Origin of the sequence: Afifella marina DSM 2698 (assembly GCF_900102695.1) — a bacterium.
GTDB lineage: Bacteria > Pseudomonadota > Alphaproteobacteria > Rhizobiales > Afifellaceae > Afifella > Afifella marina.
Genome location: NZ_FMVW01000003.1, coordinates 137,468 through 162,154, shown reverse-complemented (window position 1 = coordinate 162,154; position 24,687 = coordinate 137,468). Strand labels below are relative to the sequence as shown.

At 63.2% G+C, this 24,687-nt stretch carries 22 protein-coding genes and 1 tRNA gene; 8 read left to right on the top strand and 15 right to left on the bottom strand.

Annotated elements, in window-relative coordinates; genetic code table 11:
• Nucleotides 1-3 precede the first annotated feature (3 nt).
• Genes BLP76_RS08685 through BLP76_RS08675 form a run of 3 tightly spaced genes read right to left on the bottom strand, consistent with a single transcriptional unit; the run spans nt 4 to nt 3,795 of the window.
• Nucleotides 4-1,239, bottom strand: a complete 1,236-nt coding sequence (locus BLP76_RS08685) for a glycosyltransferase family 87 protein (RefSeq protein ID WP_170130418.1) — start codon at nt 1,237-1,239, stop codon at nt 4-6.
• 47 nt (nt 1,240-1,286) lie between these two features.
• A complete protein-coding gene (locus BLP76_RS08680) occupies nt 1,287-2,561 on the bottom strand; it encodes a glycosyltransferase family 87 protein (RefSeq protein ID WP_092811676.1) in 1,275 nt (424 codons plus the stop codon).
• A gap of 4 nt (nt 2,562-2,565) precedes the next feature.
• The gene (locus tag BLP76_RS08675) at nt 2,566-3,795 is read right to left on the bottom strand and encodes a glycosyltransferase family 87 protein (RefSeq protein WP_092811674.1); all 1,230 of its coding nucleotides are present in this window, start codon (nt 3,793-3,795) and stop codon (nt 2,566-2,568) included.
• 150 nt (nt 3,796-3,945) lie between these two features.
• Here BLP76_RS08675 and lepA point away from each other — a divergent pair, with 150 nt between their 5' ends.
• A complete protein-coding gene (lepA, locus tag BLP76_RS08670) occupies nt 3,946-5,766 on the top strand; it encodes a translation elongation factor 4 (protein ID WP_092812084.1) in 1,821 nt (606 codons plus the stop codon).
• A gap of 14 nt (nt 5,767-5,780) precedes the next feature.
• Here lepA and BLP76_RS08665 read toward each other — a convergent pair whose 3' ends face one another.
• Complete coding sequence (locus tag BLP76_RS08665; protein ID WP_092811672.1) at nt 5,781-6,404, bottom strand: LysE family translocator; 624 nt, start codon at nt 6,402-6,404, stop codon at nt 5,781-5,783.
• A 151-nt stretch (nt 6,405-6,555) separates the two neighbouring features.
• Between BLP76_RS08665 and BLP76_RS08660 the strand changes: the two genes are divergently transcribed.
• Nucleotides 6,556-7,416, top strand: coding sequence for an SDR family oxidoreductase (locus tag BLP76_RS08660; RefSeq protein ID WP_092811670.1), 861 nt, complete (start codon nt 6,556-6,558; stop codon nt 7,414-7,416).
• Between the two features lie 121 nt (nt 7,417-7,537).
• Nucleotides 7,538-8,500 carry a hypothetical protein gene (locus tag BLP76_RS08655; protein WP_092811668.1) on the top strand — a complete coding sequence of 321 codons (963 nt, stop codon included), beginning with the start codon at nt 7,538-7,540 and terminating at the stop codon, nt 8,498-8,500.
• A gap of 157 nt (nt 8,501-8,657) precedes the next feature.
• Here the strand turns inward: BLP76_RS08655 and BLP76_RS08650 are convergent, their stop codons facing one another.
• Entirely contained in the window at nt 8,658-8,834 is a 177-nt protein-coding gene (locus tag BLP76_RS08650) for a DUF1328 domain-containing protein (protein WP_092811666.1), read from the bottom strand.
• Between the two features lie 654 nt (nt 8,835-9,488).
• Between BLP76_RS08650 and BLP76_RS08640 the strand changes: the two genes are divergently transcribed.
• Together BLP76_RS08640 and BLP76_RS08635 are read left to right on the top strand one after the other, a co-directional pair.
• Entirely contained in the window at nt 9,489-10,412 is a 924-nt protein-coding gene (locus BLP76_RS08640; RefSeq protein ID WP_092812082.1) for a L,D-transpeptidase family protein, read from the top strand.
• Nucleotides 10,405-11,700: an extensin family protein gene (locus BLP76_RS08635; RefSeq protein WP_092811664.1), complete on the top strand. Its 1,296-nt coding sequence runs from the start codon at nt 10,405-10,407 to the stop codon at nt 11,698-11,700. The genes BLP76_RS08640 and BLP76_RS08635 overlap by 8 nt, the downstream gene beginning before the upstream one ends.
• 34 nt (nt 11,701-11,734) lie before the next feature.
• Here the strand turns inward: BLP76_RS08635 and BLP76_RS08630 are convergent, their stop codons facing one another.
• Nucleotides 11,735-12,670 (bottom strand): glycosyltransferase family protein, encoded by a 936-nt coding sequence (locus BLP76_RS08630; RefSeq protein ID WP_092811662.1) that lies wholly within the window; start codon nt 12,668-12,670, stop codon nt 11,735-11,737.
• Between the two features lie 114 nt (nt 12,671-12,784).
• Here BLP76_RS08630 and mepA point away from each other — a divergent pair, with 114 nt between their 5' ends.
• A complete protein-coding gene (mepA, locus tag BLP76_RS08625) occupies nt 12,785-13,822 on the top strand; it encodes a penicillin-insensitive murein endopeptidase (RefSeq protein WP_092811660.1) in 1,038 nt (345 codons plus the stop codon).
• Between the two features lie 71 nt (nt 13,823-13,893).
• Here mepA and msrA read toward each other — a convergent pair whose 3' ends face one another.
• On the bottom strand, nt 13,894-14,559 hold the full coding sequence (msrA, locus tag BLP76_RS08620; RefSeq protein ID WP_092811658.1) for a peptide-methionine (S)-S-oxide reductase MsrA: 666 nt from the start codon (nt 14,557-14,559) through the stop codon (nt 13,894-13,896).
• Nucleotides 14,560-14,589: 30 nt separating this feature from the next.
• Nucleotides 14,590-14,913 carry a hypothetical protein gene (locus BLP76_RS08615; protein WP_092811656.1) on the bottom strand — a complete coding sequence of 108 codons (324 nt, stop codon included), beginning with the start codon at nt 14,911-14,913 and terminating at the stop codon, nt 14,590-14,592.
• 294 nt (nt 14,914-15,207) lie between these two features.
• Between BLP76_RS08615 and BLP76_RS08610 the strand changes: the two genes are divergently transcribed.
• Nucleotides 15,208-15,297, top strand: a tRNA-Ser gene (locus BLP76_RS08610).
• 193 nt (nt 15,298-15,490) lie between these two features.
• Complete coding sequence (gene catB, locus BLP76_RS08605; RefSeq protein ID WP_092811654.1) at nt 15,491-16,129, top strand: type B chloramphenicol O-acetyltransferase; 639 nt, start codon at nt 15,491-15,493, stop codon at nt 16,127-16,129.
• A 152-nt stretch (nt 16,130-16,281) separates the two neighbouring features.
• On the opposite strand, the gene BLP76_RS08600 is transcribed toward catB, so the two are convergent.
• From BLP76_RS08600 to BLP76_RS08570, 7 genes are all read right to left on the bottom strand, one after another.
• Nucleotides 16,282-18,039 (bottom strand): ABC transporter permease, encoded by a 1,758-nt coding sequence (locus BLP76_RS08600; RefSeq protein WP_092811652.1) that lies wholly within the window; start codon nt 18,037-18,039, stop codon nt 16,282-16,284.
• A 32-nt stretch (nt 18,040-18,071) separates the two neighbouring features.
• Nucleotides 18,072-19,094, bottom strand: coding sequence for an extracellular solute-binding protein (locus BLP76_RS08595; RefSeq protein ID WP_092811650.1), 1,023 nt, complete (start codon nt 19,092-19,094; stop codon nt 18,072-18,074).
• 257 nt (nt 19,095-19,351) lie between these two features.
• Nucleotides 19,352-20,464: an ABC transporter ATP-binding protein gene (locus BLP76_RS08590; protein ID WP_092811648.1), complete on the bottom strand. Its 1,113-nt coding sequence runs from the start codon at nt 20,462-20,464 to the stop codon at nt 19,352-19,354.
• Nucleotides 20,465-20,717: 253 nt separating this feature from the next.
• Nucleotides 20,718-21,437 carry an ABC transporter ATP-binding protein gene (locus BLP76_RS08585; protein WP_092811646.1) on the bottom strand — a complete coding sequence of 240 codons (720 nt, stop codon included), beginning with the start codon at nt 21,435-21,437 and terminating at the stop codon, nt 20,718-20,720.
• The gene (locus tag BLP76_RS08580) at nt 21,437-22,219 is read right to left on the bottom strand and encodes an ABC transporter permease (protein WP_092811644.1); all 783 of its coding nucleotides are present in this window, start codon (nt 22,217-22,219) and stop codon (nt 21,437-21,439) included. Before BLP76_RS08580 ends, BLP76_RS08585 begins: the two co-directional genes overlap by 1 nt.
• A gap of 87 nt (nt 22,220-22,306) precedes the next feature.
• The gene (locus BLP76_RS08575; protein ID WP_092811643.1) at nt 22,307-23,254 is read right to left on the bottom strand and encodes a glycosyltransferase; all 948 of its coding nucleotides are present in this window, start codon (nt 23,252-23,254) and stop codon (nt 22,307-22,309) included.
• 335 nt (nt 23,255-23,589) lie between these two features.
• The gene (locus BLP76_RS08570) at nt 23,590-24,687 is read right to left on the bottom strand and encodes an acyltransferase family protein (protein WP_092811641.1); all 1,098 of its coding nucleotides are present in this window, start codon (nt 24,685-24,687) and stop codon (nt 23,590-23,592) included.

Here is a 24,687-nt window from a genome sequence, read left to right as displayed (position 1 = left end):
GCCTCATGCAGCGTTTGCCTCACGGCATTTGCCCTTGATGAGAGGGCCGCGAAGCGATCGACCGTTGCGCCCGGTTTCCGCCCGCCCACGCAGTAGAAGCGCGATCGCCAGGGCGAAGAAGGCGATCGGTCCGCTGCCGAATCCAAACGCCACGGTGGCGCCGTTCACGAAGGAGAGGACGGCAACGAAGATGAGAAGGGCAGAGAAGAGGATGCCGGGAGGTTGCTCGCGCTCTTTGCCGAAATAAAGCCACAGCGCCACAAAGGTCGGGGCGACGAGGTCATAGAAGAGCACATAGGGCGAGACGAGATAGGTCGCCGTGACGAGCATGGCGATCTTCGTGTCACGTCGTGCGCCCGACAGCGTCGTGGCGACGAGCGCGACGACGGCAAGGAGCGCGCTCAAACCCTGGAGCAAGGCTGCCGTCGCAAGATCGGCCCCGAGGAGCCGAGCAGAACCGAAGACGCTCATTTGCAGCCCGAGGAACTTCTTGCTCGCTGTCGTCAGGATGTCGGAATTGGCCCCGTCCATGCCGAACAGGAAGGCGTGCCAAGGGGCGGTGCCGAAGACGAGAATGGAGGCCCCGATCAAGACGAGGGCTGTTGCCGAAGCGACGCCGATCACGAGCCACCGCCGCTCCAGGAGGAGAACAAGCGGGATCAAGACGCCGTATTGCGGTTTGATGGTGAGAAGCCCGAGGAGAATGCCGGCGAGGATGGGCTTCCGATCCCAGAGAAAAATGGAGCCGATCATAAGGCCGCCGACAAGAAAACTCATTTGGCCGAGAAGCACGCCGAGAAATGTCGAGGGGGCGACGAGAAGCCAGAAGACGATGTCGCGCTTTCCCCAGACGATGCGGCCGATTGCGGCCAGAAAGGCGAAGCTCGCTGCCATGAAGCCCGCCCAGGCCGCGAGATAAGGCAACTTGGCGATCGGGGCGATGAAGAACAGGAAATGCGGCGGGTAAAGCCAGCGCATTTCGTAGTCGCTGCCGTAACGATCGATGATCGTCTGCGAGAATTTGGCTGGGTCGTAGAGGTCCCGGAAATGGCCCTGCAGGATCATCTCTGAGGCGACGTAGAAGACGACGAAATCGCCGCCGCCCGGATGGTTCGTCGAATAAACGTCGCCGCTGCGAGTGATCCAGTCCGTCAGGATGCCATAGGGAAAGCCGAGCAGCGTGATCGCGAAAGCAAAGAGCAGCCAGAATCGCCGGTCATTGAGGATCGTGAATTGCATGCTCGCCAGCTCCGGCCTCAGAGTGTGTGCATGTGCCTGCGAGTGTTTCAACGCCATGACGCCGCACTCTCTCTGGCGAGGACAGGCCGGTCGCCGGCTCGTGGCGTCGTCTCGTCCGGTTGAGGACTGCGCTGATGTTCTGGGGCGCGGGCACTCTCCTCGCGGGCGCGGAAAAAGAGCGCCGTGGCAAGCGCCACAAACACCAACGGCCCCGCGCTGAACCCCATCGCGACAGTCAGGCCGTTGACGAAGGACAGGGTCGCCACGAGCACGAGCAGTATGGAAAGGACAGGACCCGCCCCCTTCTCAAGGCCATAGCCGAGATAGAGCCAGACCGCGATGAAGGTCGGTGCCGCAAGATCGTAAAACAATATGTAGGGAACGCACAGATATGTCGACGTGACCAGCATAGCGAGCTTGGTGCACCGTCTGGCCGCTGAGCGCAGAGTTGTGATCAGGGCAATTATTGCTGCCGACCCAACCCCGATCTGCGTGAGCATGGCGGTATCCGCCTCAAAGCCCGCAAGACGCATTCCGCCGTAAACGCTCATCTGGATTTCGAGAAATGTCTTTGCGTTGGCCCGGAGTACGTCGCCTTGCGGACCCGCGATATTCAAGATGAAGTCTCGCCAGGCATCAAAACCAAAGACCAGACCTGCGAAAGCGACCAATGCGCAGGTCGTCAACGTCGCGCTAGCAATTACAAGCCACCGCCGCTCTATGAGAAGCACGAGCGGGATGAGGACACCAAATTGGGGTTTGATCGTCAAAAGACCGAGAAAAACCCCAGCCAGAATGGGCTTGCGATCCCAAAGGAAGATCGCGCCAATGGAGAGCGCGCCGACCAGAAGTGCCGTTTGCCCGACCAGCAGGCACAAGATGGATGTCGGTGCGAAGACCAGCCACAAAGACATTTCGCACCGTCGTGGGGCCAATATCCCAAGTGAGGCGAAAGCGACGAGGCCGATCGCTTGAAAGGCCGTGTAGGCGACCGAGTAGGGCAAAGCGCCAAGCGGAAATATCAAGAGAAGGAAATGCGGCGGATAGAGCCACCGCATGTCGAAATCCTCCCCGAATTGATCGACCATGGCTCGCGAAAAGAACGACGGATCGTAGAGATTTCCGGCATGGCCGGAGAGGGCCCCCTTGGCGGCCACCCAAAAGGTGACGAAGTCTGCTCCGCCTGGGTGATTGAGGTCAGTAAGCGAGCCTGTGCGATAGATCCAATCGAGCAGAATGCCGCGGGGAAAACCCAACAGCGTCAGCGCAAAAGCAAAAAATAGCCAGAAGCGGCGATCGTTGAGGATTGTGAATCGGGGCATAGGTTCACGCAATGGCGCGTCCCCGCGGGACTGGCGCCCTGGGCAGTGGTTGCGCAGCCTCGCAGCCTTCCTGGTAAGCGCGCCCAATCAGTGCAGCACATAGGATTGCGAAGACCGCGGGACCGAGAGGAATGCCGATGAGCGTGGTTGCTCCGTTAATGAATGAAAGGGTGCCCACCCCGACCAAGAGGATGGAGAAGGCTAGGCCCGGCGCATTCTGTTGCTGGCGCCCGAAATATAGCGATAAGGCCGAAAAGGTCGGGGCGGCTAGATCATAGAAGAGCACATACGGAATAAAGAGGTAGGTCGCTGCGATGAGCATCGCCACCTTCGTGTCAGGCCGCGCCTGCAGACGGTGCGTAGCGCTGAGAGCTCCCACGGCGAACAGGGAGAAGCCCAGCTGGACGATGCTGGCGGTGGCGGGCGAGAAACCGAGGAAGCGCGCCGCGCCGAAGGGGGCCAGGTGGATGCCCATCAAGTCGGTGCGATCGGCGAGAAGCACATCGTTGCTTGCGCTGAGAGGGCTGACGAAGAATTCCCTCCAGGGTTCCACGCCGAAAGCGATCACAGAGGCGCCGATCAAGCATCCCGCGGTGGCCATGGCGGTCCCGATCACCCACCAGCGGCGCTCGATGAGGAGCACGAACGGAATGAGCACTCCGAACTGGGGCTTCACTGTGAGAAACCCGAGGAAGATGCCGGCGAGCACGGGTCGGTCGTCCCACAGATAGACGCCGCCAATGAAGAGGGCGCCGACGAGGAAGCAGGTCTGCCCGTTGAGCAGCCCAAGCGCCGTGACGGGCGCTATGAGCAGCCAGCCGACGATCTCCCATCCTCCCCATAGCCGTCGTGCAATGACGAGATAGAGGAGAAGTGTCGCGCCCATGAAAAGTGCAAAGGCAAGGCCGTACGGGAAAAGCCCTAGCGGCAGAATTAAAAGAAGGAAATGAGGCGGATAAAGCCAGCGATAACCGTAATCCGTTCCAAACTGCTCCGTCAGGAGCGCTGAGTAGTTTTGCGGGTCGAACAGTGCGCTGGCATGCCCTTCCAAGGCTGCGCGAGAGGCGACCCAGAAGTTGATGAAGTCGCCACCACCCGGATGGTTGTTGTTGCCGAAGACCCCGGTTTGCGTCCACCACTCATTGAACGCACCAAGCGGATAGCCGAACTGGCACATCATAAAGGCGAAGAAGAGCCAGAAGCGGCGGTCGTTGAGGATGGTGAATTGCGGCATCGCTGGAAAGACTACGCAGCGAGGCTTAAATCTGCGGTTAAACCGGGGCCCCCTCAACTCCTCCTGCGACGAAAGACGCCGTCAGCGCTGCGCAATTTCTGCGGCAGGAGGGCGATGCCGCATGATCCGTGCTTGCGCCGGCCTGCGGCCATGCTACATGCGCGCTCCATGGCTGATCTTTCCCACATCCGCAATTTTGCGATCGTCGCGCATATCGACCACGGCAAGTCGACGCTTGCCGACCGCCTGATTCAGACGACCGGCACCCTGCCGGAGCGCGAGATGAAGGAGCAGCTCCTCGATTCCATGGATATCGAGCGCGAGCGCGGCATCACCATCAAGGCGCAGACCGTGCATCTGCGCTACACGGCGAAGAACGGCGAGGAATATCACCTCAACCTGATCGACACGCCCGGCCATGTCGACTTCGCCTACGAGGTGAACCGTTCGCTTTATGCCTGCGAGGGCTCGCTCCTCGTCGTCGATGCCTCGCAGGGCGTGGAGGCGCAAACGCTCGCCAATGTCTATCAGGCGATCGAGGTCAATCACGAGATCGTCCCGGTCTTGAACAAGATCGACCTGCCGGCGGCCGAGCCGGAGCGTATCAAGCAGCAGATCGAGGACGTGATCGGCCTCGATGCCTCGGATGCGGTGATGATCTCCGCGAAGACCGGGCTCGGCATCGAGGACGTGCTGGAGGCGATCGTGCATCGTCTGCCGGCGCCGAAAGGCCTGCTCGACGCGCCATTGAAGGCGCTCCTCGTCGATTCCTGGTATGATCCCTATCTCGGCGTCGTCGTGCTCGTGCGCGTCATCGACGGCACTCTGAAGAAGGGCCAGACGGTGCGCATGATGGGCACCGGCGCGCGCTATGAGGTCAACCAGGTCGGCATGTTCACGCCGAAGATGGTGGAGATCGACGAGCTGCCGCCGGGCGAGATCGGCTTTCTGACAGCCTCCATCAAGGACGTGGCCGATACCCGCGTCGGCGACACCATCACCGAGGACAAGCGTCCGACGGAAAAGGCGCTGCCGGGCTTCCGGCCGGCCGTGCCCGTCGTCTTCTGTGGCCTCTTCCCGGTCGACGCCAACGATTTTGAGGATCTGCGCGCGGCGATGGGCAAATTACGCCTCAACGACGCGTCGTTCTCCTATGAGATGGAAACCTCGGCCGCGCTCGGCTTTGGGTTCCGCTGCGGCTTCCTGGGGCTTCTGCACCTGGAAATCATCCAGGAGCGGCTGGCGCGTGAATTCGATCTCGATTTGATCGCGACGGCGCCTTCCGTCGTCTATCAGATCCGCCTGACGGACGGCGAAGAGATCGAGCTCCACAACCCGGCCGATATGCCCGACCCGGTCAGGATCGAGGAAATCAAGGAGCCGTGGATCCGTGCCACCATCCTGACGCCGGACGAATATCTGGGCGGCGTGCTGAAACTCTGCCAGGACCGCCGCGGCATCCAGCAGGGGCTCACCTATGTCGGCCAGCGGGCCATGCTGGAATACGATCTGCCTTTGAACGAGGTCGTTTTCGATTTCTACGACCGGCTGAAATCGATCTCCAAGGGTTATGCGAGCTTTGATTATCACATCACCGGCTATGAGCCGGGCGATCTCGTGAAGATGCAGATCCTCGTCAATGCCGAGCCGGTCGATGCGCTGTCGATGCTCGTTCATCGCAGCCAGGCCGATCGGCGTGGGCGTGCGCTCTGCGAAAAACTGAAGGATCTGATCCCCCGCCACCTCTTCAAGATCCCGGTCCAGGCGGCCGTCGGCGGCAAGGTCATTGCACGCGAGACGATTGCAGCCCTCAGGAAGGACGTCACCGCCAAATGCTATGGCGGCGACGCGACCAGAAAGCGCAAGCTTTTGGACAAGCAGAAAGAGGGCAAGAAGAAGATGCGCCAGTTCGGCAAGGTGGAGATCCCGCAGGAGGCCTTCATCGCCGCCCTGAAGATGGGCGACGAATAGACTGACTGAAGGGTCTATCGGGTCGCGATCGCCGCAGCGGCGCCGCCGAGGAAAAGGGCGCTGATCCGGTTGACGATACGGCGGGCAGCGGGCTTCTGCAGGAAGCGACGCGCCTGGCCGGCAAGGGCGATGTAGCTGAGGTCGATTGCCGCGAGCACGAGAAGAAGGGTGAGCGACAGCTCCCCCCAGCCGACGAGGCTCAGGCTTTCCAGATCGAGAAGGTTGGGCAAGAGGGCGAGATAGAAGACCATGATCTTCGGATTGCCCATCGTCACCGCGAAGCCCGCAAGAAACATTTTGAGAGCCGAACCGCGCGGCGACATCGCGTCCTGATCCGGTTCCGATCTTGCTGGCGCATTCCACGTCTTGACGGCGAGATAGACGAGATAGGCGGCGCCGGCGAATTTGACGAGCGCGAAGGCCCAGAAGAAGCTCGCCGCGAGGGTTGCGAGCCCGAAAACCGCCGCGGCGAGCCACAGAACCTCTCCGATCCACATCGCGGCTGCAAAAGGCAGGACGTCGCGCCAACCGCGGGTCAGAACGCGCGACACGAGGGCCGTGACGCTGGGGCCCGGCGTCCCGGCATTGACGAGGAGGACGCCCGCAAAAAGCGTGAGGGTCAGAGGATCAAGGAGCATCGGGTCGAGGGCCTTTGCGACAGAGCCTCTAAGGCTAGCCGAAGTTCGCGTGCCCGGCGAGCCGGTAACTAGCCGTCTCAGCTGTTTCGTCGCGACGTGCGGAACCGCACCCGCCCGCTTCGCTTCCCCTCAAGAATGAGGGAGAAAAGCCATGAGCGACAGGCACGACACCGAGCGTCCGCCGCAGGCGCAGGAACATCAGCCGGGCGACGAGCACAAGATGATGCCCGAGCCGGATTACATGCCCCGTTATCCGGGCTCTGGACGGCTCAAGGATAAGGTCGCGCTCATCACCGGCGGCGATTCGGGCATTGGACGTGCGACATCGATCCTCTTTGCGCGCGAGGGTGCCAAAATCGCCTTCGTTTATCGCGACAAGGACGAAGACGCCGAAAAGACCCGCCGGTTGATCGAAGAGGAGGGCGGCAAGGCGATCGCCTTCCGCGGCGATATCGGCGACAAGAGCTTTTGCGACGAGGTCGTCGCTAAGACGGTGTCAGAATTCGACCGCCTCGATGTTCTCGTCAACGATGCCGGCGAGCAGCATATGGCCGAGGAGCTCGAAGAGATCTCCGAAGCCCAGCTGACGCGCACCTTCCGCACGAACATTTTCGGCATCTTCTTCATCACGCAGGCGGCTCTGCCGCATCTGAAGAAGGGTGATGCGATCGTCAATCTGACGTCGATCACCGCCTATCGCGGCCAGCCGGTTTTGATGGATTACGCCTCGACCAAGGGGGCCATCCTGGCGCTCACCCGCTCGTTGTCGAAGAACCTTGCCGACAAGGGCATCCGTGTGAACGGCGTAGCGCCGGGCCCGATCTGGACGCCGCTCATTCCGGCGAGCTTTCCGCCCGACAAGGTGGCGAATTTCGGGGCCAACCAGCCGATGGGCCGTGCCGGGCAACCGAACGAAGTGGCGCCCGCGGTGCTCTTCCTCGCCTGCGCCGATTCCTCCTACATGACCGGCCAGGTGCTGCACCCGAACGGCGGCGCCGTCGTCGGCGGTTAGGCGCCATGGATGTAGCCCGCACATTTCCGCCGGAAGTTGCGTCATAGCAGACCTTGACGACGAGCAACAAATCCCGAGGCTTTTCATCAAAAGTGCGGAATTGGAAGCCAGCCGGAAGACGATGACGGAGATATTGCGCAAATCTGCCCAGGAGGTCGAGATCGACCATCTCCTGGCGGAAGAGTTCTGTTGCGATCTAACGTTCGGAGAGAGGTTCTTGGCGGAATGCGGCCTCTTGGCGCCAGGTTTCCATGTTGTAGAGGCTATTCCGGAGCCGAGCCTCGGCGGTGAGGGCTTCGGGGATTTGCTGGTAAAGGGGAGCGCACAAAGCAAGCAGATCGCGCTCCTCATTGAAGACAAGATAACGGCTCAGCCGGGAGTCCGTCAGGCAGAACGCTATCGTCGGTATGCTCAACGGTTGCGCGGTGGAGACTGGGACGCGGTTTACTGCATCCTGGTCGCCCCCGCGGCCTACGGAGGCGAACGGGATCTTTATGATTGCGCGATCCCCCTGGAAGCTGTTGCTGAGCTCATTGAGGCTGCCGATCCCGTGCGGCGCGCATATCGCCGAAAAATCATCCAACGGGCGATCGCAAAGAAAAACGCGTCGGGTGTGCAGGTCCCAGATCCCGCGATGCACAGCCTTCGGTCCCAGTATTTGAAGTTCGCCGAAGCATTCTGGGCCAACCAAAGCGCGGGCCTCACCTTTCCGTGGTTGCGACGCGCGTATTACGATGGCGATTCATGGATCGAGCCAATTCGCCACCGCATGATGCCGGCTGGGGTTTGGCTGAGACATCGCCTGTGGACGTCGGTGCACGACCCGTCCGGACGGGTCGATCTTGTCTTTTCGCCTATTGAGGAGAAAGAGAAAGCTCGCTTGCTCCAAATCCGGCTGCAAGACGGAATCGCGGAAGACTACGGAAGTAAGAAGGACGGCCTCCAGATCTCCCTTAGGGTGCCGGAAATGCGGCAATCGGATGGCTTTAATGAGCTGATTGCCAGGGAAGCTTTCGACGCGATGAAGCGTCTCCTCGAATGGTATGAGGCAGCCCGCCCCTCGGACGCGCCCGACCGCGATTGACGCGTTAGGTGTTGCACCCGAACGGCGGCGACATCATCGGCGGTTAGGCGCCAAACGCCGACGCCGGCAACAAAAAGGGCTCTGCCGCGGCAGAGCCCTTTGTCGTTTTGAGGGAGGCGCAGGCCGCGCCGGGCACGGCCCTGCGCAAAACCCGTCCTTAAACCGCCACGGCGCCGACGCCCAGAAGCATCAGGACGAAGAAGATGACGGCGATGACCAGGAAGATGAAGAACAGGAAGCGCGCGATCGTCGCAGCGCCCGCAGCGATGCCGCTGAAGCCGAGTGCGCCAGCGATAACCGCGATCACGGCAAAGATAAGGGCCCATTTCAGCATGGTGGAAATTCTCCGGTAGGTTCAGGTGTCGTTGCACCTGACCGAATTAACCGCCGCGCTGACGCCTTGTTCCCACCGGTCTGTGCGGCGTTTGGCGAGGTGCTGTCGATGTCTGCCCAGAGCGACCGGCTGAAAACGGCGGCGCGGCCGCTCGCAGCCACAAGGGAGCGTTTCGAGAGGATCGGCGTTTGTCCTTCAACTGAAACAAGAATTTTCCGATCCTCTTTGATGTCCATCCGCTTTGTCTGCAGCTTTGGCCTTCGGGCCGCTCTCGTTGTCACCGCCGTTTCCTTTCTCATCCCGCCGGCCGTGTCGCAGGAGGTGCTTGAAGCACCGCCCGGCGTTTCACCGGGGTCCGTGCTTCTCGGTCCGGCCCCGGCGCCGGGAGAGCCGGCACCGCCGCCCCCCGCAGCTCCTTCTCCCACGGCGCCGCCTCCGCCGGTCGTTCCGGCGCCGTCCGCGCCGCCCGTCACCGTCGATCCTGCTCCGCCGCCTGTTGCTCCACCGCCTGCCTCCCCGTCGCCTGCCTCCCCATTGCCTGAGACCCAGTCGCCCGCGCCGGCCCAGCCGTCTGCGAATGATCCGGCTTTAGGCAATGCGCCGACCGGCACCGCGACGGAGCCGTTTCAAGCGGTGCCTCTCGGCGAGCAGGAGATGGCGGCCCCTTTGGTTACGCCCGAGACGATCAACGCCGCGACCTTCGCTGCGGACCACGTCTTCGTCGCCAAGCACCGCGATCCGTTCATCGTGAAGCTGCAGGTGCTTCTCGACCGGGCCGGAATTTCGCCCGGCGTGATCGACGGCTATTGGGGCGACAACGTCCAAAAGGCGGTGCAGAATTTTCAATTGTCGCGCGAAGAGGTCCCGGACGGGCAGCTTTCCGCGACCTTGTGGGCGGAGATCGCGCAAAACGATACGACGCCCGTCATCGCCCAATACCGCATCACCGAAGAGGATGTGGCTGGGCCCTTTGCTCCTTCGATCCCGTCCGATTACCGCGAGAAGGCGGCGATGGAGCGCCTCTCGTTTACGAGCCCGTCGGAAATGCTCGCCGAGCGCTTTCATATGGACGAGGGTTTTCTGAAGGCGCTCAACCCTCAGGCCAATTTCTCCGTGCCGGGCACGACGATCGCCGTGGCGGCGCCGGGTGGCGATGTCCAAGGCGAGGTGGTGCGGATCGAGGCCGATAAGGGGCTCGCCGCTCTGCGCGGCTATGACAGCGCAGGCCGGCTCCTCGTCGTCTATCCCGCCACCATCGGCAGTTCCGATACGCCGTCGCCGAGCGGCACGGTCGAGGTGGAAGGCGTCGCCTTAGATCCGACCTACACCTACCGGCCAGACGTCAACTTCCAGCAGGGCGAAAATCGCGATGTCCTGACGATCCCGCCGGGTCCCAACGGGCCGGTCGGGTCGGTCTGGATCGATCTGTCGAAGCCGACCTATGGCATTCACGGCACGCCTGCGCCGGAGGCGATCGACAAGACGTTTTCGCATGGCTGCGTGCGTCTGACGAACTGGGATGCCACGGAGCTCGCCCATATGGTGAAGCCCGGCACGAAGGTGGAATTCCTTGACTAGCCATCTTCCTGTCTGGGGTTTCGTGGTGATGCTGGCGCTAGGCGTCGGCACAGCGGGGGCCGAGACACCCCCGCTGAAGCCTCAGCCGCGCCCGGCGGAGGCTGCGGATGCGGAAGGGACTGCCGCGGCGGCTCAGCCGTCCGCTTCACCTTCTCCCGCGGGCAAGACGGACGGCGCCCCCGCGACACCGAAGCCGCGGCCGGAAGGATCGAGCGAGGACGCGGGCCCGGCCCCACCTGTGCCGGATATCCGGCCACAGGGTGAGGCGGATAGGGCGGACGAGAAAGAGACGGACGACGGATCTGCATCGCCGGCGACGGAAGACGCGCCCGAGCCCGAAAACGAGGATGGACCGGCTGTGCCATCTCCAGGCGACGCGCAAGCAGATCAAGCTCCGAAGGATACGGGCGCATCTGAAGCTGAGACGGGCACCGAAGGCCAAGGTGAGACACCTCAGGACGCGAAGGCGGGCGAGAAGCCGGGCGAGACGGGTGATGCTCCCGCGGACGAGGATGCCGCCAAAGCGGCGCCGTCCATTCCCGAGGCTCGCCCGGAGGATGCGCCAGAGCCGGTGGAGCCGCTGATTGCTCAGCCCCCATCGCAGGTGCCGGCCAAGAACCCGTCTGAGGGGCCTGCTGAGCGCCCTGCGGCGCCGGAGGGTGAAGCGGACGAGGATGCTTCCGAAGGTGCCACAAAGGCGTCGGAAGAGGACGAGGCGGCAAAGGCGGCTGCGGCGGAGGATTTTCGCCAATGCGTCTGGCGCCTCAGAGCTCTCGGTGTGGAGTTCAGGGAGGAGCCTGCGATCGCCGATGGCGGCGCCTGCGACATCGCCCATCCGATCGAGGTCGAGGAACTTGCCCCAGGCGTTGCGATCTCTCCTCCCGTCACGCTCAATTGCGCGGTGACAGAAGCGCTCGCCATCTGGCTGAAGGAGGTCGTGAAGCCCGCCGCCGACGAGCTTCTCGATGGCGCCGAATTGCGCGGCGTGACCCAGGCCTCCGGCTATGTGTGCCGTACGCGCTACAATCGTCCGGGTGCGAAGATCTCAGAGCACGCGCTCGCCAATGCGATCGACGTCAGCGCCATCACCTTCAAGAGCCGTTCGCCGATTACCGTGAAAGAGCGCGATGATGCCGAGGCCGCCGCGAGCCGGTTTCAGAAGCGGATCCGCGAAGGGGCGTGCGAGCATTTCACCACAGTCCTCGGGCCTGGCGCCAATGCCGCCCATGCCACGCATTTCCATTTCGATCTGAAGGAACGGAGCAACGGCTACCGCATCTGCCAGTAGCCGCCGCGACAGCGGGCTTTGGGGGCGAACCGGGCTACTGAATGGGAAGCGCCGGCACGCTCAGAAACAGGATGCGCTTCTGTTCGAGCCGAGATCGGCGCAGGCTCTCCAGAATAAGGCCGCAGGAAAGGGAGATTCCGGCAAGCACGAAAGCGCTCGCGGAAAGAACCGCGCCAGCCTGCACGGAATCGCCGTCGGCGAGCGCCGGCAGCGCTGTGAGGAGGCCGAGGAGGCCGAGAAGGAGACCCGCGACGCCGAAGAGGGGAAGCGGGCGCGCGATCTGCATGACACGCAGGAAGGTGGCGACTTCGCCCATAGCGTGACGCACGTTTTCTGCCGGCTTCCGCTCGCTGGCGCTTTGGCCGCCATCGAGCGACAGGCTGGCGACCGGCACCATGAGTTCGCTCGCATGCAGCGACAATTCGGTTTGCGGGGAGAGGCCTTCGGAGACCGGCGGGAAGCTCTTGACGAAGCGGCGGCTGAGGGCGCGGTAGATCGAGGTGCGCGCCGAAAAGCCGGTGCCGAAGAAGCGTCGGTAGAGGTCGAAGACGCCGCCGCCATGGCGCATCTCGTCGGCGCCACAACCGCCGAGCGCCGCCGAGGTGCCGACCACCATATCGACGCGTTCCGTCAAAAGCGCATTGATGAGCGAGCTCGCATCGGCCGGATCGCAGGAGCCGTCGCCCGCGGCGAGAAGATAGATGTCGGCGTCGATATCGGCGAACATGCGCCAGACCGCCTGGTTTGGGGCATGGTTTGGCGCATGGCTCGGGCCGCGCAGAACGCGTGCGCCGGCCTTTCTCGCCTGACGGGCGGTGTCGTCGGAGGAATTCTCGTCGAAGACGTAGATGCGAGCATCGGGCAAGGCTCCACGGAAGCCGCGGACCACGCTCTCGATGGTGGTCGCCTGATCGCGACACGGCAGAAGCACGGCGACGCCGAGGCCCTCGCAGGCGGTAAACTCGCTCATTTCGACGCTTCCCCTTAATGCCGCGCAAACCCAAGGCAAAGATAGCTTCTAAAGCGTTAAAGGAGAGTAAGGCGTCGGCTTCGGAACTCGCTGCCGGCGTGATAGCATTTGCCAATGCTGCGATTCGTCAAATGCTTGGTCTTCACCCTCAGCGCCTTGTTCGTCGGGGGCTTTCCGGCCGTTGGTCTGGCAGACCAGGTTCCGGCCAAGCGTTATTTCGGCGCCGCCAAGCTCCCTTCCGACGGGCGCGCCGCGGCGGTCGGCTTTTATTCCAAGGGGTGTCTGGCGGGCGGCGAGGCGATCACCGTCGACGGTCCCTATTGGCAGGCGATGCGCCTGTCGAGAAACCGCATCTGGGGCCATCCGAACCTCATTCATTTCATCGAATGGCTGGGGCGCGAGGCCGCCACCAAGGACGGTTGGCCGGGGCTTCTCCTCGGTGACATGTCGCAGCCGCGCGGCGGCCCGATGGTGTCAGGCCATGCCTCGCATCAGGTCGGTCTCGACATCGACATCTGGCTGCAGCCGATGCCGCAGCGCCGGTTGCCGGCGAAGGAGCGCGAGACGATGTCGGCCATTCCCGTCGTGGAGGTCGGACCACACGAGGTCGATCCGCGACGCTGGACGAATGCGCATGCAAGGCTCATCAAGCGTGCCGCATCCTATCCCGAGGTCCAGCGCATCTTCGTCGCGCCCGGCATCAAGAAGAAGCTCTGCGAGACGGCGACCGGCGATCGCTCATGGCTTGCCAAGGTGCGTCCCTATTGGGGCCATAACGAGCATATCCATGTGCGCCTCGTCTGCCCGAAGGGGTCGCCGGGCTGTGAGCCTCAGCGCGCGACGGGCAAGGACGACGGCTGCGGCGCACCGCTCGCCTGGTGGTATTCGAAGGAACCCTATCGTCCCGCAAAGCCCGGCAAGAAGCCGGCGAAGAAGCGCGAAACGACGCTCGACGATCTGCCCAATGCCTGCCGCCAGATTCTGGCTGCAGGCGACAAGCCTGGCGCGATCACGGCACTTGCCGCCTATGGCGACGATGTTCCAGCCGACGTGGCGGCCAAGGCCGTGGCGCTGCGCCCCGATGTCGGGGCGCCCGGCGCGCCGTCGATGCCGCATACCCTGCCGCAGGCGCGGCCGGCGGTGATCCGCTGAAGCTCTTCCGACGAGAGGGCTCGCAGGAGCTCCGCCGTTCTCAGAACGGCGGAATTCGCGATCTCGTCTGATCAGGCGGCCGCATTCTCCGACACGGAGGGGCAGGAGAGGCCTGTGCCGCCGAGGCCGCAATAGCCGCCGGGATTCTTCGCCAGGTACTGCTGATGGTAATCCTCGGCGAAATAGAAGGCCGGCGCGTCGACGATTTCCGTCGTAATCGGCCCGAAGCCCTTCTCCTTCAGAACCTTCGTATAGGCCGCTTTGGCCGTTTCCGCCTTTTGCTTCTGCTCTTCGTCGAAGACGTAGATGCCCGAGCGGTATTGTGTGCCGACATCGTTGCCCTGACGCATGCCCTGGGTCGGATCATGCGCCTCGAAGAAGCGGGCGACGAGCTTTGAATAGCTGACGACATTGGGGTCGTAGACGACGAGCACGACTTCGTTGTGGCCGGTGCGCCCGGTGCAGACTTCCCGGTAGGTCGGGTTCGGCGTGGCCCCGCCCGCATAGCCGACCGCCGTCACATAGACGCCGTCCGTCTGCCAGAAGACGCGCTCTGCACCCCAGAAACAGCCGAGACCGAAGATGGCTGTCTTGAAACCCTCCGGGTACGGTCCCTTGAGGGCGCGACCATTGACGAAATGCGTCTCCGCGGTCGGCAGAGCCTCGGCGCGGCCGGGCAGCGCATCTTCGGGCTTCGGGAGATCAGTTTTCTTGGCGAGCCGGTCGAAGGGGAACATGGGGAGATCCTTGTCTGGAGGTCGCGTCGTCTAAAGGTCGCGCTCATGCGCGAAGGTGAAACGCCGCCGTGGCCGGCCGAGCCAGAAGAGGAGTCCAGCAACGACCAGCAAGACGGCGAAGGTCGGCGCGCTCAGCACCGCCTTGTCGAGAAACACCCAAAGCCACGGCGCCTTGTCGGCAAGGGCATGATGCGCCGCGTCGAGGCTCGCGGCCGCCCAATTCGCCCAGGTCTCGGCAAAGGGCGTGAGAACGAGGCGTGATTCGGCGATCGATTTCGCCGCATCGATGACGGCCATGACGAGGCCTGCGGCAGCGAGCCAGATAGCCATTAAGCGAAGAAAAAAGCGGATCATCTGGCGTTGCGCAGCACTTGAGGTTTCAGTCCTGGCTCATTAGGTAGGGCCGCGCCGGCTCGCGTGCAATCGCGCTCCGGCTTTTCGTCGACGCTCGGTCTTCGACGTTTCGCATCAGGCCTCGTCTGCGCGCCGGTCACCGACCGGACGGCGTGCCGGAGCTTCTCAGGCTGGTCCCGATCGCACAAACGGGCGCCGGTTGCAGAATGGCGAAACAGGGTGGGGGCAGCGGCGACGAATTCGTGCTCTCCGCCTTGCCCTCGCGGCGCGGCATCGCTAAAGGGGAGCCTCGCTGGAGGGATGGCCGAGTGGTCGAAGGCGCACGCCTGGAACGCGTGTAGGCGGGCAACCGTCTCGAGGGTTCGAATCCCTCTCCCTCCGCCATTTTTGCGCGCCGATTTGCGCAGCATGATGACGACATGAAGTCCGCAGATTGTACCACCCGCATATCGCTTCCGCGTCTGTGACGTCAGAAGTGCTTGGCAAGCGATCTCCGAGATCCCTTGCCCATTTTCGCCTGCAGATTTGCGGGTGAAGCTCTGCCGCATATGCGGCTTGCGAGCCTACGGTACTTGCTATGGCAAATGTCTTTGAAAGCCCCTTCAGGGGCATCACTCTTGATCGTCTCGTCACCAACCCGAACATCCAAGTCGGCCGCTACAGCTATTATTCCGGCTATTATCACGGGCACGGCTTCGACGAATGCGCCCGCTTTCTCTTGCCGGATGAAGGTGTGGACCGGCTCATCATCGGTTCATTCTGTTCGATCGGTTCGGGCGCGGCCTTCATCATGGCCGGCAACCAGGGCCACAGAAACGATTGGATCAGCACGTTCCCGTTCTATTGGATGTCTGATGTTCCGACCTTCGCAGGAGCGGAGAACGGATATCGGCCGGCCGGCGACACGGTGATCGGCAACGATGTGTGGATCGGGTCCGAGGCGGTCATCATGCCGGGCGTTACGGTCGGAGATGGCGCTGTCATCGGAACCAGGGCTTTGGTGACTAAGGACGTCGAATCTTACGCCATCGTCGGCGGCAATCCGGCCAAGGTCATCCGCAAGCGATTTGACGGGACGGCCATCGCGCAGCTCCTCGAACTTCGCTGGTGGGATTGGGAGGACGCTGCTTTGAAGGAGGCGATGCCGATTCTGACGAGCGGCGACGTCGCGGCGCTTCATCGCCATTGGCGCGCCGTTATCAAACCGGCGGAGTGACGCGCACTTTGCTTCTGGCTTATGCCTGCCCTCTCTTCGGAAGCGGGCGGGCAGGGCCTCAACGCACGGAGCGGTTTATTGCGTGCCTCGTTGGCTCAACCTCCACTCGCCTCGGCAGCTCGCTTCCATCGCCCGCCGTTTCCGCACGCTCGTCATGTCGAGGCCGACCTCCGGCCGGAGGTCTTCCAAAAGATCCCTCGGCCAGAGCGGCTTTCCTGCGCGCCGTCGGTGAAAGCGACAGGATCTGATGATGAGGTTCCGACCCGCGCCAGCAACGTCACCGGCAGCATCCCGATCGCCACGATCACCAGGGCGGCGAGCGCGGCGTCCTCATAGGTGCCGCGGGCGGCCTCACCGTAAAGCAGGGTTGAAAGGCTTTCGAAGTTGAGCGGGCGCAGGAGAAGCGTCGCGGGCAGCTCCTTCATGCAATCGACGAAGACGAGAAGGCCTGCGGCCGTCAGTGCTGTGCGCGACAGGGGCAGGTGCACTTTCAAAAGCGCGCCGGTCGATGTGTGGCCGAGCGTGCGGGCTGCATGATCATAGGAGATCGCGATGCGGCTGAGGCCCGCCTCTATGCCTCCCGAGGAGATGGCGAGGAAGCGGGCCGTGTAAGCGTAAACCAGGGCGCACCCGGATCCCATGAACAAGAGGCCCGTCGACAGACCGAACCACTCGCTGGCGCTGCGATCGATGAAGCGATCAAGCGCCGCGACGGGAATGAGGATGCCGATCGCCAGAACTGTACCCGGCACGGCATAGCCGAGGGTAGAGAGGCGCAAAAAGCTCCCGGTCCACGGCCCCGGACGGATGCGGCTCGCATACGCCACGACGAAGCCCGCAACGAGAACCAACAATGTGGCCACGGCCGAGACCGTGACCGTGTTCAGCGTCGCCCGCACGATCTGGGGTGAGATACCGGCGAATTCGATGCGCCGGATGGCAGCGCCCAGAAGATAGGAAGCGGGTCCGATGAAGCCGATGAAGATCGGGAGAAAGCCGACGGCGAAAGCGACGGCGCCTTTCGCGCCGGTGAGAGGACGTGCAGCCATCGCCCGCGACCGCTGGGCATTGCTGGCATAGCGCTGGCGCCGCCGCGCAAAGCGCTCAAGCCAGATCAGCAAAACCACGAAGACGAGCATGGCGCTGGCGATCTGGGTTGCGCCTGCAAGGTCGTTGCGGACGATCCAGGTCGTATAGACCGACGCCGTCAGCGTCCGCACGCCGAGAAACTGCGATGCGCCGATGTCATTCAGCGTTTCCATGAGGGCCAGGCTGACGCCGACGGCGATCGCCGGACGTGCGAGCGGCAATGCCACCCGCCAGAACACGGCGGACCGGCTCGTCCCCAATGTGCGCGAGGCCTCCACGAGGTTGGCGGCCTGCGTGAGGAACATCATGCGGGTGGTCAGATAGACGTAAGGGTAGAGGACGAAGCCGAAGAGGGTGATCGCCCCCCACATGGCACGGATGTCGGGCAGCCGGAATTCGCGTGGACTGGAATAGCCGAGAAGATCGCGGATCACGCCTTGAATGAGGCCGAGCGGGCTCAGCACATCCATATAGGCATAGGCCATGATGTAAGTCGGCACAGCGAGGGGCAGGAGCAGCCCCCATTCCAGGAAGGCTCGGCCGCGGAACCGGTACGCCGTGACGAGCCAGGCGCATCCCGTCCCGATGACGGTGACGAGGACGGCGGTCCCGACGAGAAGCGTCAGCGTCGTGCGGGTGGCCTGCGGCAGAATCCCGGCGACGATGTGGGACCAGAGTGCGCCGGTGTTCTCCATGGCGGTCGTGAGGATGACCACGATCGGCAGGACGGCGAAAACGGCGACCCCGAACGCGAATACGGCCCATCCGCTCGGGATGAGCCGTGCGCGTCTGCGCAGGGGCCTGAGAGCCAGGTCACTCATGGGGAACGCGCGTGGGAGGCGGGCTCCCTCGCTCAGTTCTCAAAGGTGTCGAAATTCAAACGGTCGACCATCTCGCTCGCCACTGTGCGGTGAGGCAGGACCTGCCCGAGAGAGATGGTGTCGGGGACGACCTCTCCGAAGGAGGCAACGATCGGATGCGGCTCCGCCGTCGCGGTGATCGGATGCTCGAAATTGGCTTCGGCATAGAGCTTCTGAGCTTCGTCGGAGACGAGATACTCCAGGAGCTCGGTGGCTTCCTCGCGATTGGGTGCGTGTGCCGCAACGCTGGCGCCGGTGATGTTCACATGCGTTCCGCCATCCTCGAAGGTCGGGATCAGAACCTTGATCGCATCACCCCATTCGACCTGTTCGGCACCGCCGCCGCCGCTTTTCATGCGGCCGACATAGTAGGAATTGCCGATAGCGATATCGCAAATGCCGGCGGCAATATCGCGCGCGCCGTCACGGTCGCCGCCGGCTGCCGGGCGGGCCTGGTTCGCCTTCACGCCGCGCAACCATTCTTCCGCGGCCTCTTCACCGTGATGGGCGATATAGGCGGCGAAGAGGGCCGTATTGTAAGGGTGCTGGCCGGAGCGGATGCACAGGCGCCCGCGCCATTTCTCGTCGGCGAGCTCCTCATAGGTGATGGAATCGATGTCGAGATCACGCGCCGCGTAGACGATGCGCGCGCGTCCCGAGAGTGCGAACCAATTGCCCTGCGGGTCGCGCAAGCTCTCCGGAATGGCCGAACGAAGAATCTCCGATTCGACGGGTTGCGTGAGCCCGGCATCGACGAGATCGATCAAAGCCCCGAAATCCACCGTCATCAGAATATCGGCGGGTGAGCTTTCGCCCTCCGCCTTGACCCGCTCGATGAGGCCATCCTGAAGGAACACCGTATTCACCGTCGTACCGGTCTCGGCGGTATAGGCATCGAGAATGGGCTGGATCAGCCCCGGCTCCCGTGTCGTGTAGATGTTCACTTCCTCCGCGGCTGCCGGCACGGCGGCGCTCAGCGCGATGAAACCGATGGCGATCTTCAAGGCAGGCGTCATGTTTCCTCTCCGTCTGCGGACCGGATGACAGCGCATCCAGGGGCGCCTTAATTCATAGGTGACAAATAGAGTCAACATTTGCGGCCGGGTTGATCCGACGATCGCCCGGATATGCCGGTCACAGTTGCGTGTGGAGGGCCGTGTCTACGTGTGGAGGGCCGTGCCGGCAGGCGCCGCACGCCGCCTCTCAGATGGGCCGCCCATCGGGCGCCCGGTTTTTGGTCGTCTGCGAGTGCGGCCCGCGGAGGTTGGTTTCCTCAAACCCCGCCCGCATCGACGAGCGGGGTGAGGGCGCGTGTCTTCGTATGATCGCCCTCGCAGACGAGAATGCTGCCGGTATCGAAACTGACCCGGACGTCATCGCCGATCTCGACTTCGCTGCGTGTGGTCGTCCGCATGACCAGAGGTTCGTTGAGCGTCTCGACCGTCAGCATCAATTCCTCGATCTCGCCCAGGAGCATGCGACCGCTGACGCGCGCCGGGATGCCCTGCTCTGCAAGCGCAACGGCCTGCGGTCTGATGAAGAGCCGCACCGGGGCGGTCCGCGCGCGACGATCCGGGAACCGGCCGATCGGGCTTTCAAGCCACTCCCCCGAGGGCTGCGCCGGTACGATGTTGACGTGTGAGAAGAAAAGGGCCGCATCCGCGGTGCGCGGCGTCCGGTAGATTGCCTCTCCGGAGCCCTCTTCCACGATCCGGCCCTTGTCCATGAGAACAACGCGGTCGCCGAGCGCCAGAGCCTCTTCGGCATCGTGCGTCACGATGATCGCCGTCGTGCCGAGCGCGCGCAAGACGTCGACCGTTTCCCTCCGGATCCTCTCGCGCAATCCGCGGTCGAGATTGGAGAAAGGCTCGTCCATCAAGAGAATGTGAGGCTGGGGCGCGAGCGCCCGCGCCAGCGCGACGCGCTGCTGTTCGCCGCCCGACATCATATGCGGATAGCGTTCGCTCAAGCTTTCGAGGTTGAGCCGCTCGATGATCGCCGCGACGCGGGCCGCAGCCCGCTTGCGTGGCATCTTCTTCAGGCCGAAGCCGATATTCTGGCGCGCCGTCAGATGCGGAAACAGCGCATAATCCTGAAACATCATTCCGACGTTACGGATCTCCGGCTCGACGAAAACATCGCTGCCGACCACGACCTGGCTTCCCAGTGCGACCTGGCCGCCGTCGATGTCCTCAACGCCGGCGATGATGCGCAATAAAGTCGATTTTCCGCAGCCCGAATGCCCGAGAAGCGCGACGATCTCGCCGGCCCTGACCTTGAGCGAGACGTTGTCGAGCGCTGGTACCCCGCCGAACCGGCGCGTGACACCGCAGATTTCCAGGATCGGCGGCAGGACCTGTGGCGAGATCGGGGGCTCGTCGTTCATCGGTCTGGGCCTCGGTTCGCGATAGGACGGCGCGCCGAGCCTTAGCATCCACGATGGCTTCCCGCATGTCCCGAAAGGGGGCCGAGCGGTCACGGTCGCGTGTGTGGGAGAGGCGATCCCTTTGCCCTGGTGCATCGTCGTCCAGCCGCGCGGCCACGGGATGCCAGGAGACGCCGCCACAGATGAGAGTACGGCCTGTTGTGAGCGATCGTCGTGCGTGGCGCGAGCGGAAGGGACGAGGAGGACGCGCTTCTCAGTCCGTCGACGCCGTCGGCTCCAGGGATTTGATCTTGCCCTTTTCAAGCGTCAGGATCTTGTTGCAGGTGCGCTTCAGGAGCGTCGGATTGTGGCTGGCAAGGATCATGATGCCGGCCTTTTCGGCAAGCGCGTTCATGCGGCTCGCCGCCTTGTCCTGAAAGCTCTTGTCGCCGGCACCGATCCACTCGTCCATGACCAGGATTTCGGGTTCGAAGCTCGTTGCGACCGAAAAGGCGAGGCGCGCCGCCATGCCCTGGCTGTAGGCCTTGAGCGGCATATCGATGAATTCGCCGAGCTCGCTGAACTCGATGATCTCGGGCATGCGCTCGGCGATCTCTTCCTTGCTCCAGCCGTTGATGAGGCCGCGGAGCTCGACATTGCGCCGGCCGGTCGCCTCACCGCGAAAGCCGAGCGTGATGTTGAAGAGGGCATCGACGCGCCCGTCGATCTTTACGACGCCGCCGCTCGGCTCATAGACGCCATAAATGACCTTGAGCAGCGTCGTCTTGCCGGCTCCGTTCGGGCCGGCGAGGCCGAGCCTGTCGCCGGCCTTGAGATCGAGGCTGACGCCATCGAGTGCGGTGACGAAGCGTTTCGTGCCGCGGCCGCCGATGACGCCGCCGGGCGGGCTCAGCCTGCGGTCCGCCGGGCGAAAGCTCAGCTTGTGCCGGACGCGGTAGACGAGGCTGACATTGTCGAGATGAATGGAGGGCATCAGAGAACGAAGATGATCTGCCGACGGAAACGGCCGAGGCTCCAGAGAGCCAGGAGCCACGAAATGGCGCCGATCAGACCGCAGACATAGAAGGCATGCAGCGGCAGGACGCCGTCCGTGATCGGAACGCGCACGATTTCGAGGAAATAGGTGAACGGGTTCCAGAAATAGAAATGTCCGCGGATGGCGCCCTCGGCCGGATACCAGAAGATCGGCGTGAGAAAGAGACCGAGCCGGATGACGTTGCCGACGACGAACTGCAGGTCTGGGAAGAAGGCGCCGGCGACGGCAAGGACCGTGATCGCGGCCGGCGTGATCGCGACGATGAGCAGGATACCGATGAGCGACCACATCCAGGCCATTGTGATCGGCGTTCCGAGAATGAAGAGCAGACCGAGAAGGCCGATGAGGGCGTAGCCGGCGCGGATGAGCGACTGCATGGTGAGCCGGAACACGTAGACGGAGAGAGGCAGGCGCGTGCCCTTGATGAAGTTCTCCTCGCGCACGAAGAGCGAGATGCTCTGGTTGATCACCTCTGACAGATACATCCAGACGAAGAAGCCGAGCGCCACATAGGCCGAAAAGCCGGCGCCGCGCGCATAACCGAAGATGGCGATGAACGTCCCGACGAAGGCGAGGTAGTTGATGAGAAGCCAGATCGGCCCGAGCGCGGTGCGCCGGTGCTGGTCGGTGATGTCCTCGCCCGCGAGCGCCATCCAGGCGCGGCGGAAGGCGATCCCCTCGCGCAGATCCGCAAATGCGGCCCACAGCCATTTCAGCATTGCCATTGCCTCACGCGATGCCGTCCCGCCGAAAGCTCCTGTGCCGCGGCGACTTTGAGCCCGCGCCAGGGCGACAGCATGGCCGCGTCACAGGCGATTGATGATGCAGCCGACATAAAGGCCGATATCTCCGTAGACAGTCTGTCGATAAGCGCCGGATTTCCAAAGCGCGGAAAGCCGTTTAGGCAACGGACCGGAGCGCGCTTGTTCGATGCGTTCGATGACGTTTCGCGCATCCGGTGTCAAGAGATCCCAGCAGGCTCTCAGACCGGCGAGATTCTGCGCGTTCCATCCCTGAAAGCCGCCCTTGGTGAGGAAGGTGATCCGGCGCAGGCGGGCGGGCCAGGAGGAGTTGGCTCCGACGAGATTGCACCCGTGCTGACGGTAGCCGATGCGCGCTTCGGGCGAGTAATGCACCCGTCCGCCGGCGCCCGTTACCATCATATAGCACCACCAATCGTGGCTGACGAAGTCGCTGCGGCGGGAGGCTTCCCGCATCAACTCGTGGGCGGCTCTGTTCATGACCATCGTGTTGCCGCCCGCAATGCTCTGCAGGATGGCGTTCTGGAAGGTCGGCGTGCGCGGAAATAGGGGTGAATGGCCGAGGAGGCTGCCGTCCTCGGCGATAAGGCGCGTGCGGGTGCAATAGAGCGCCGGCGTCTTCGGGTCCTCGCCGGCGAGCCAGCCGAGCGCGGCCGCGAGCTTGTCCTCGTCCCAAAGGTCGTCCTGGTCGCAGAAGGCGACGTAATCGGCCCCGATATCGGGATTGGCGAGAAGTGCTCGGAAATTGGCCGCGAATCCATCGCGTGGCCCTGTCAAAAGATGGCAGGCGCCCTTGTCCCATTGCCGTTCGGTCTCCGCCAGGATCTCGCCGGACCCATCGGACGAGCCATCGTCCGAGATCCAAAGGTCGATCGGCGCGACGCTCTGGGTCTTCAGAGACTGGATTTGCGGCAGCAGGAAGCGTTCGCCGTTGTAGACCGACAGGAGGATGGCGGTCCGCGGCGCATCCGGTTCATTTCGCGACAAGGACATCGTCTACGCCGCCCCGCTCTGGTAAAAATTGGGCGCACGTCGCGTTCGCGTGCGGTGCGGCTCCAAGGTGGGGCTCATCGCGTCGAACCGCAGTGCCCGAAGGTGACATGCCCATGTCTCATGGACAGGGCTTTCGCTACGTCCCTCAAGGCGCCGATGCAGCGTTTCGTTGCGAAGATGTGCGGAGCGTTTGGCAGAACTGACAAGCCGGCTGACCCAGGGTTGAAAATCGACGAGGCTCATGTCCGGCGCAATAGGGTGATTTTGAGGCATCGAGATCGACGGGCGGCTTTGACCCGTCGCGGCCACAGGCATCATCGCCGTCGCGCGCTCTGTCAACCCTCCCGCGGCGCGCTCGGCGCGGAGCGCATGGCAGGCCGGCGCCTCGGTGCTGCAAGGCGTCGGATGAGGCGGCGCGCCGGTCTCTCGAAGAGGATGAAGATCACGAAGGATTGGAGGATGGCAAGCGTGATGGCCGAGATCCCGAAAAGAACGGGATGGGTCTGCGGGTCGAGGACGTAGCGCAGATTGCCGATGGTCAGCATGTGGGTGAGGTAAAGCGAATAGGAGATGTCGCCGAGTTTGCGCAGCCAAAGCGTTCCAAGCAGGTTTGCGGCGAGATTGCTGCGCAAGGTGAAGAAGAGGAGGAGAAAGACGGCGAGTGCGATCTGCGGCTCCCACCACATGCGTGGCGTATGCCCGAACAGCCAGATGAACGGCATGGGGAAGAGAAAGGCGATCATCACGGCGGAGGCGACGAAGCCGGCGTCGTTGAATCTCGGCGCGAGATGGATGCGTTGAGACAGAAGCTTCGTCGCCATGCCGATGACGAAGTAATGCCCGAGATGCATGACCGGCATGGAGAAGGGCGGCAGCAGATAGTAGGCGAGAGCAAGCGCCAGACACGAGAGTAGGGCGAGATTGCTCGAGAAGCGATAAATGATCCAGAAGAATGGGAAGAGCGCGTAGAACCGCAGCTCGACCGGGATCGTCCAAAGCACGCTTTCGCCACGCCGCAGAAGCAGATGGTCGATGAGATCGGCGCCATCGAGGGGATAGACGAAGGGATATTCGCCGCTTTTCCACTTCGCGATCGCGTAGGAGAGGAAAACGACGGCGAGGAAGAGCGGCACGACACGGGCGACGCGGGCCACAAGATATTTGTAGAGCGCAGAAGCCCGTGGCGGCGTCTCAAAATAGATGTGCGCCATCAGAAAGCCCGACAGCGCAAAGAAGATCATGACGCCGATCTGACCGCCGCCGCGTTGAAAATAGTCATGCGCGACGCCCGTGGCGCTCGCCACATGCGAGAGCATGACGATGACCGCCGCCACGCCCCGCAGACCGTCGAGCGCCGGGATATGCGCCGGAACGGGGGCGGGACCTCGCCAAGGCTGGCTCTCGTCGCGGGCGGTCCGCAGGCGGTCGGTCAT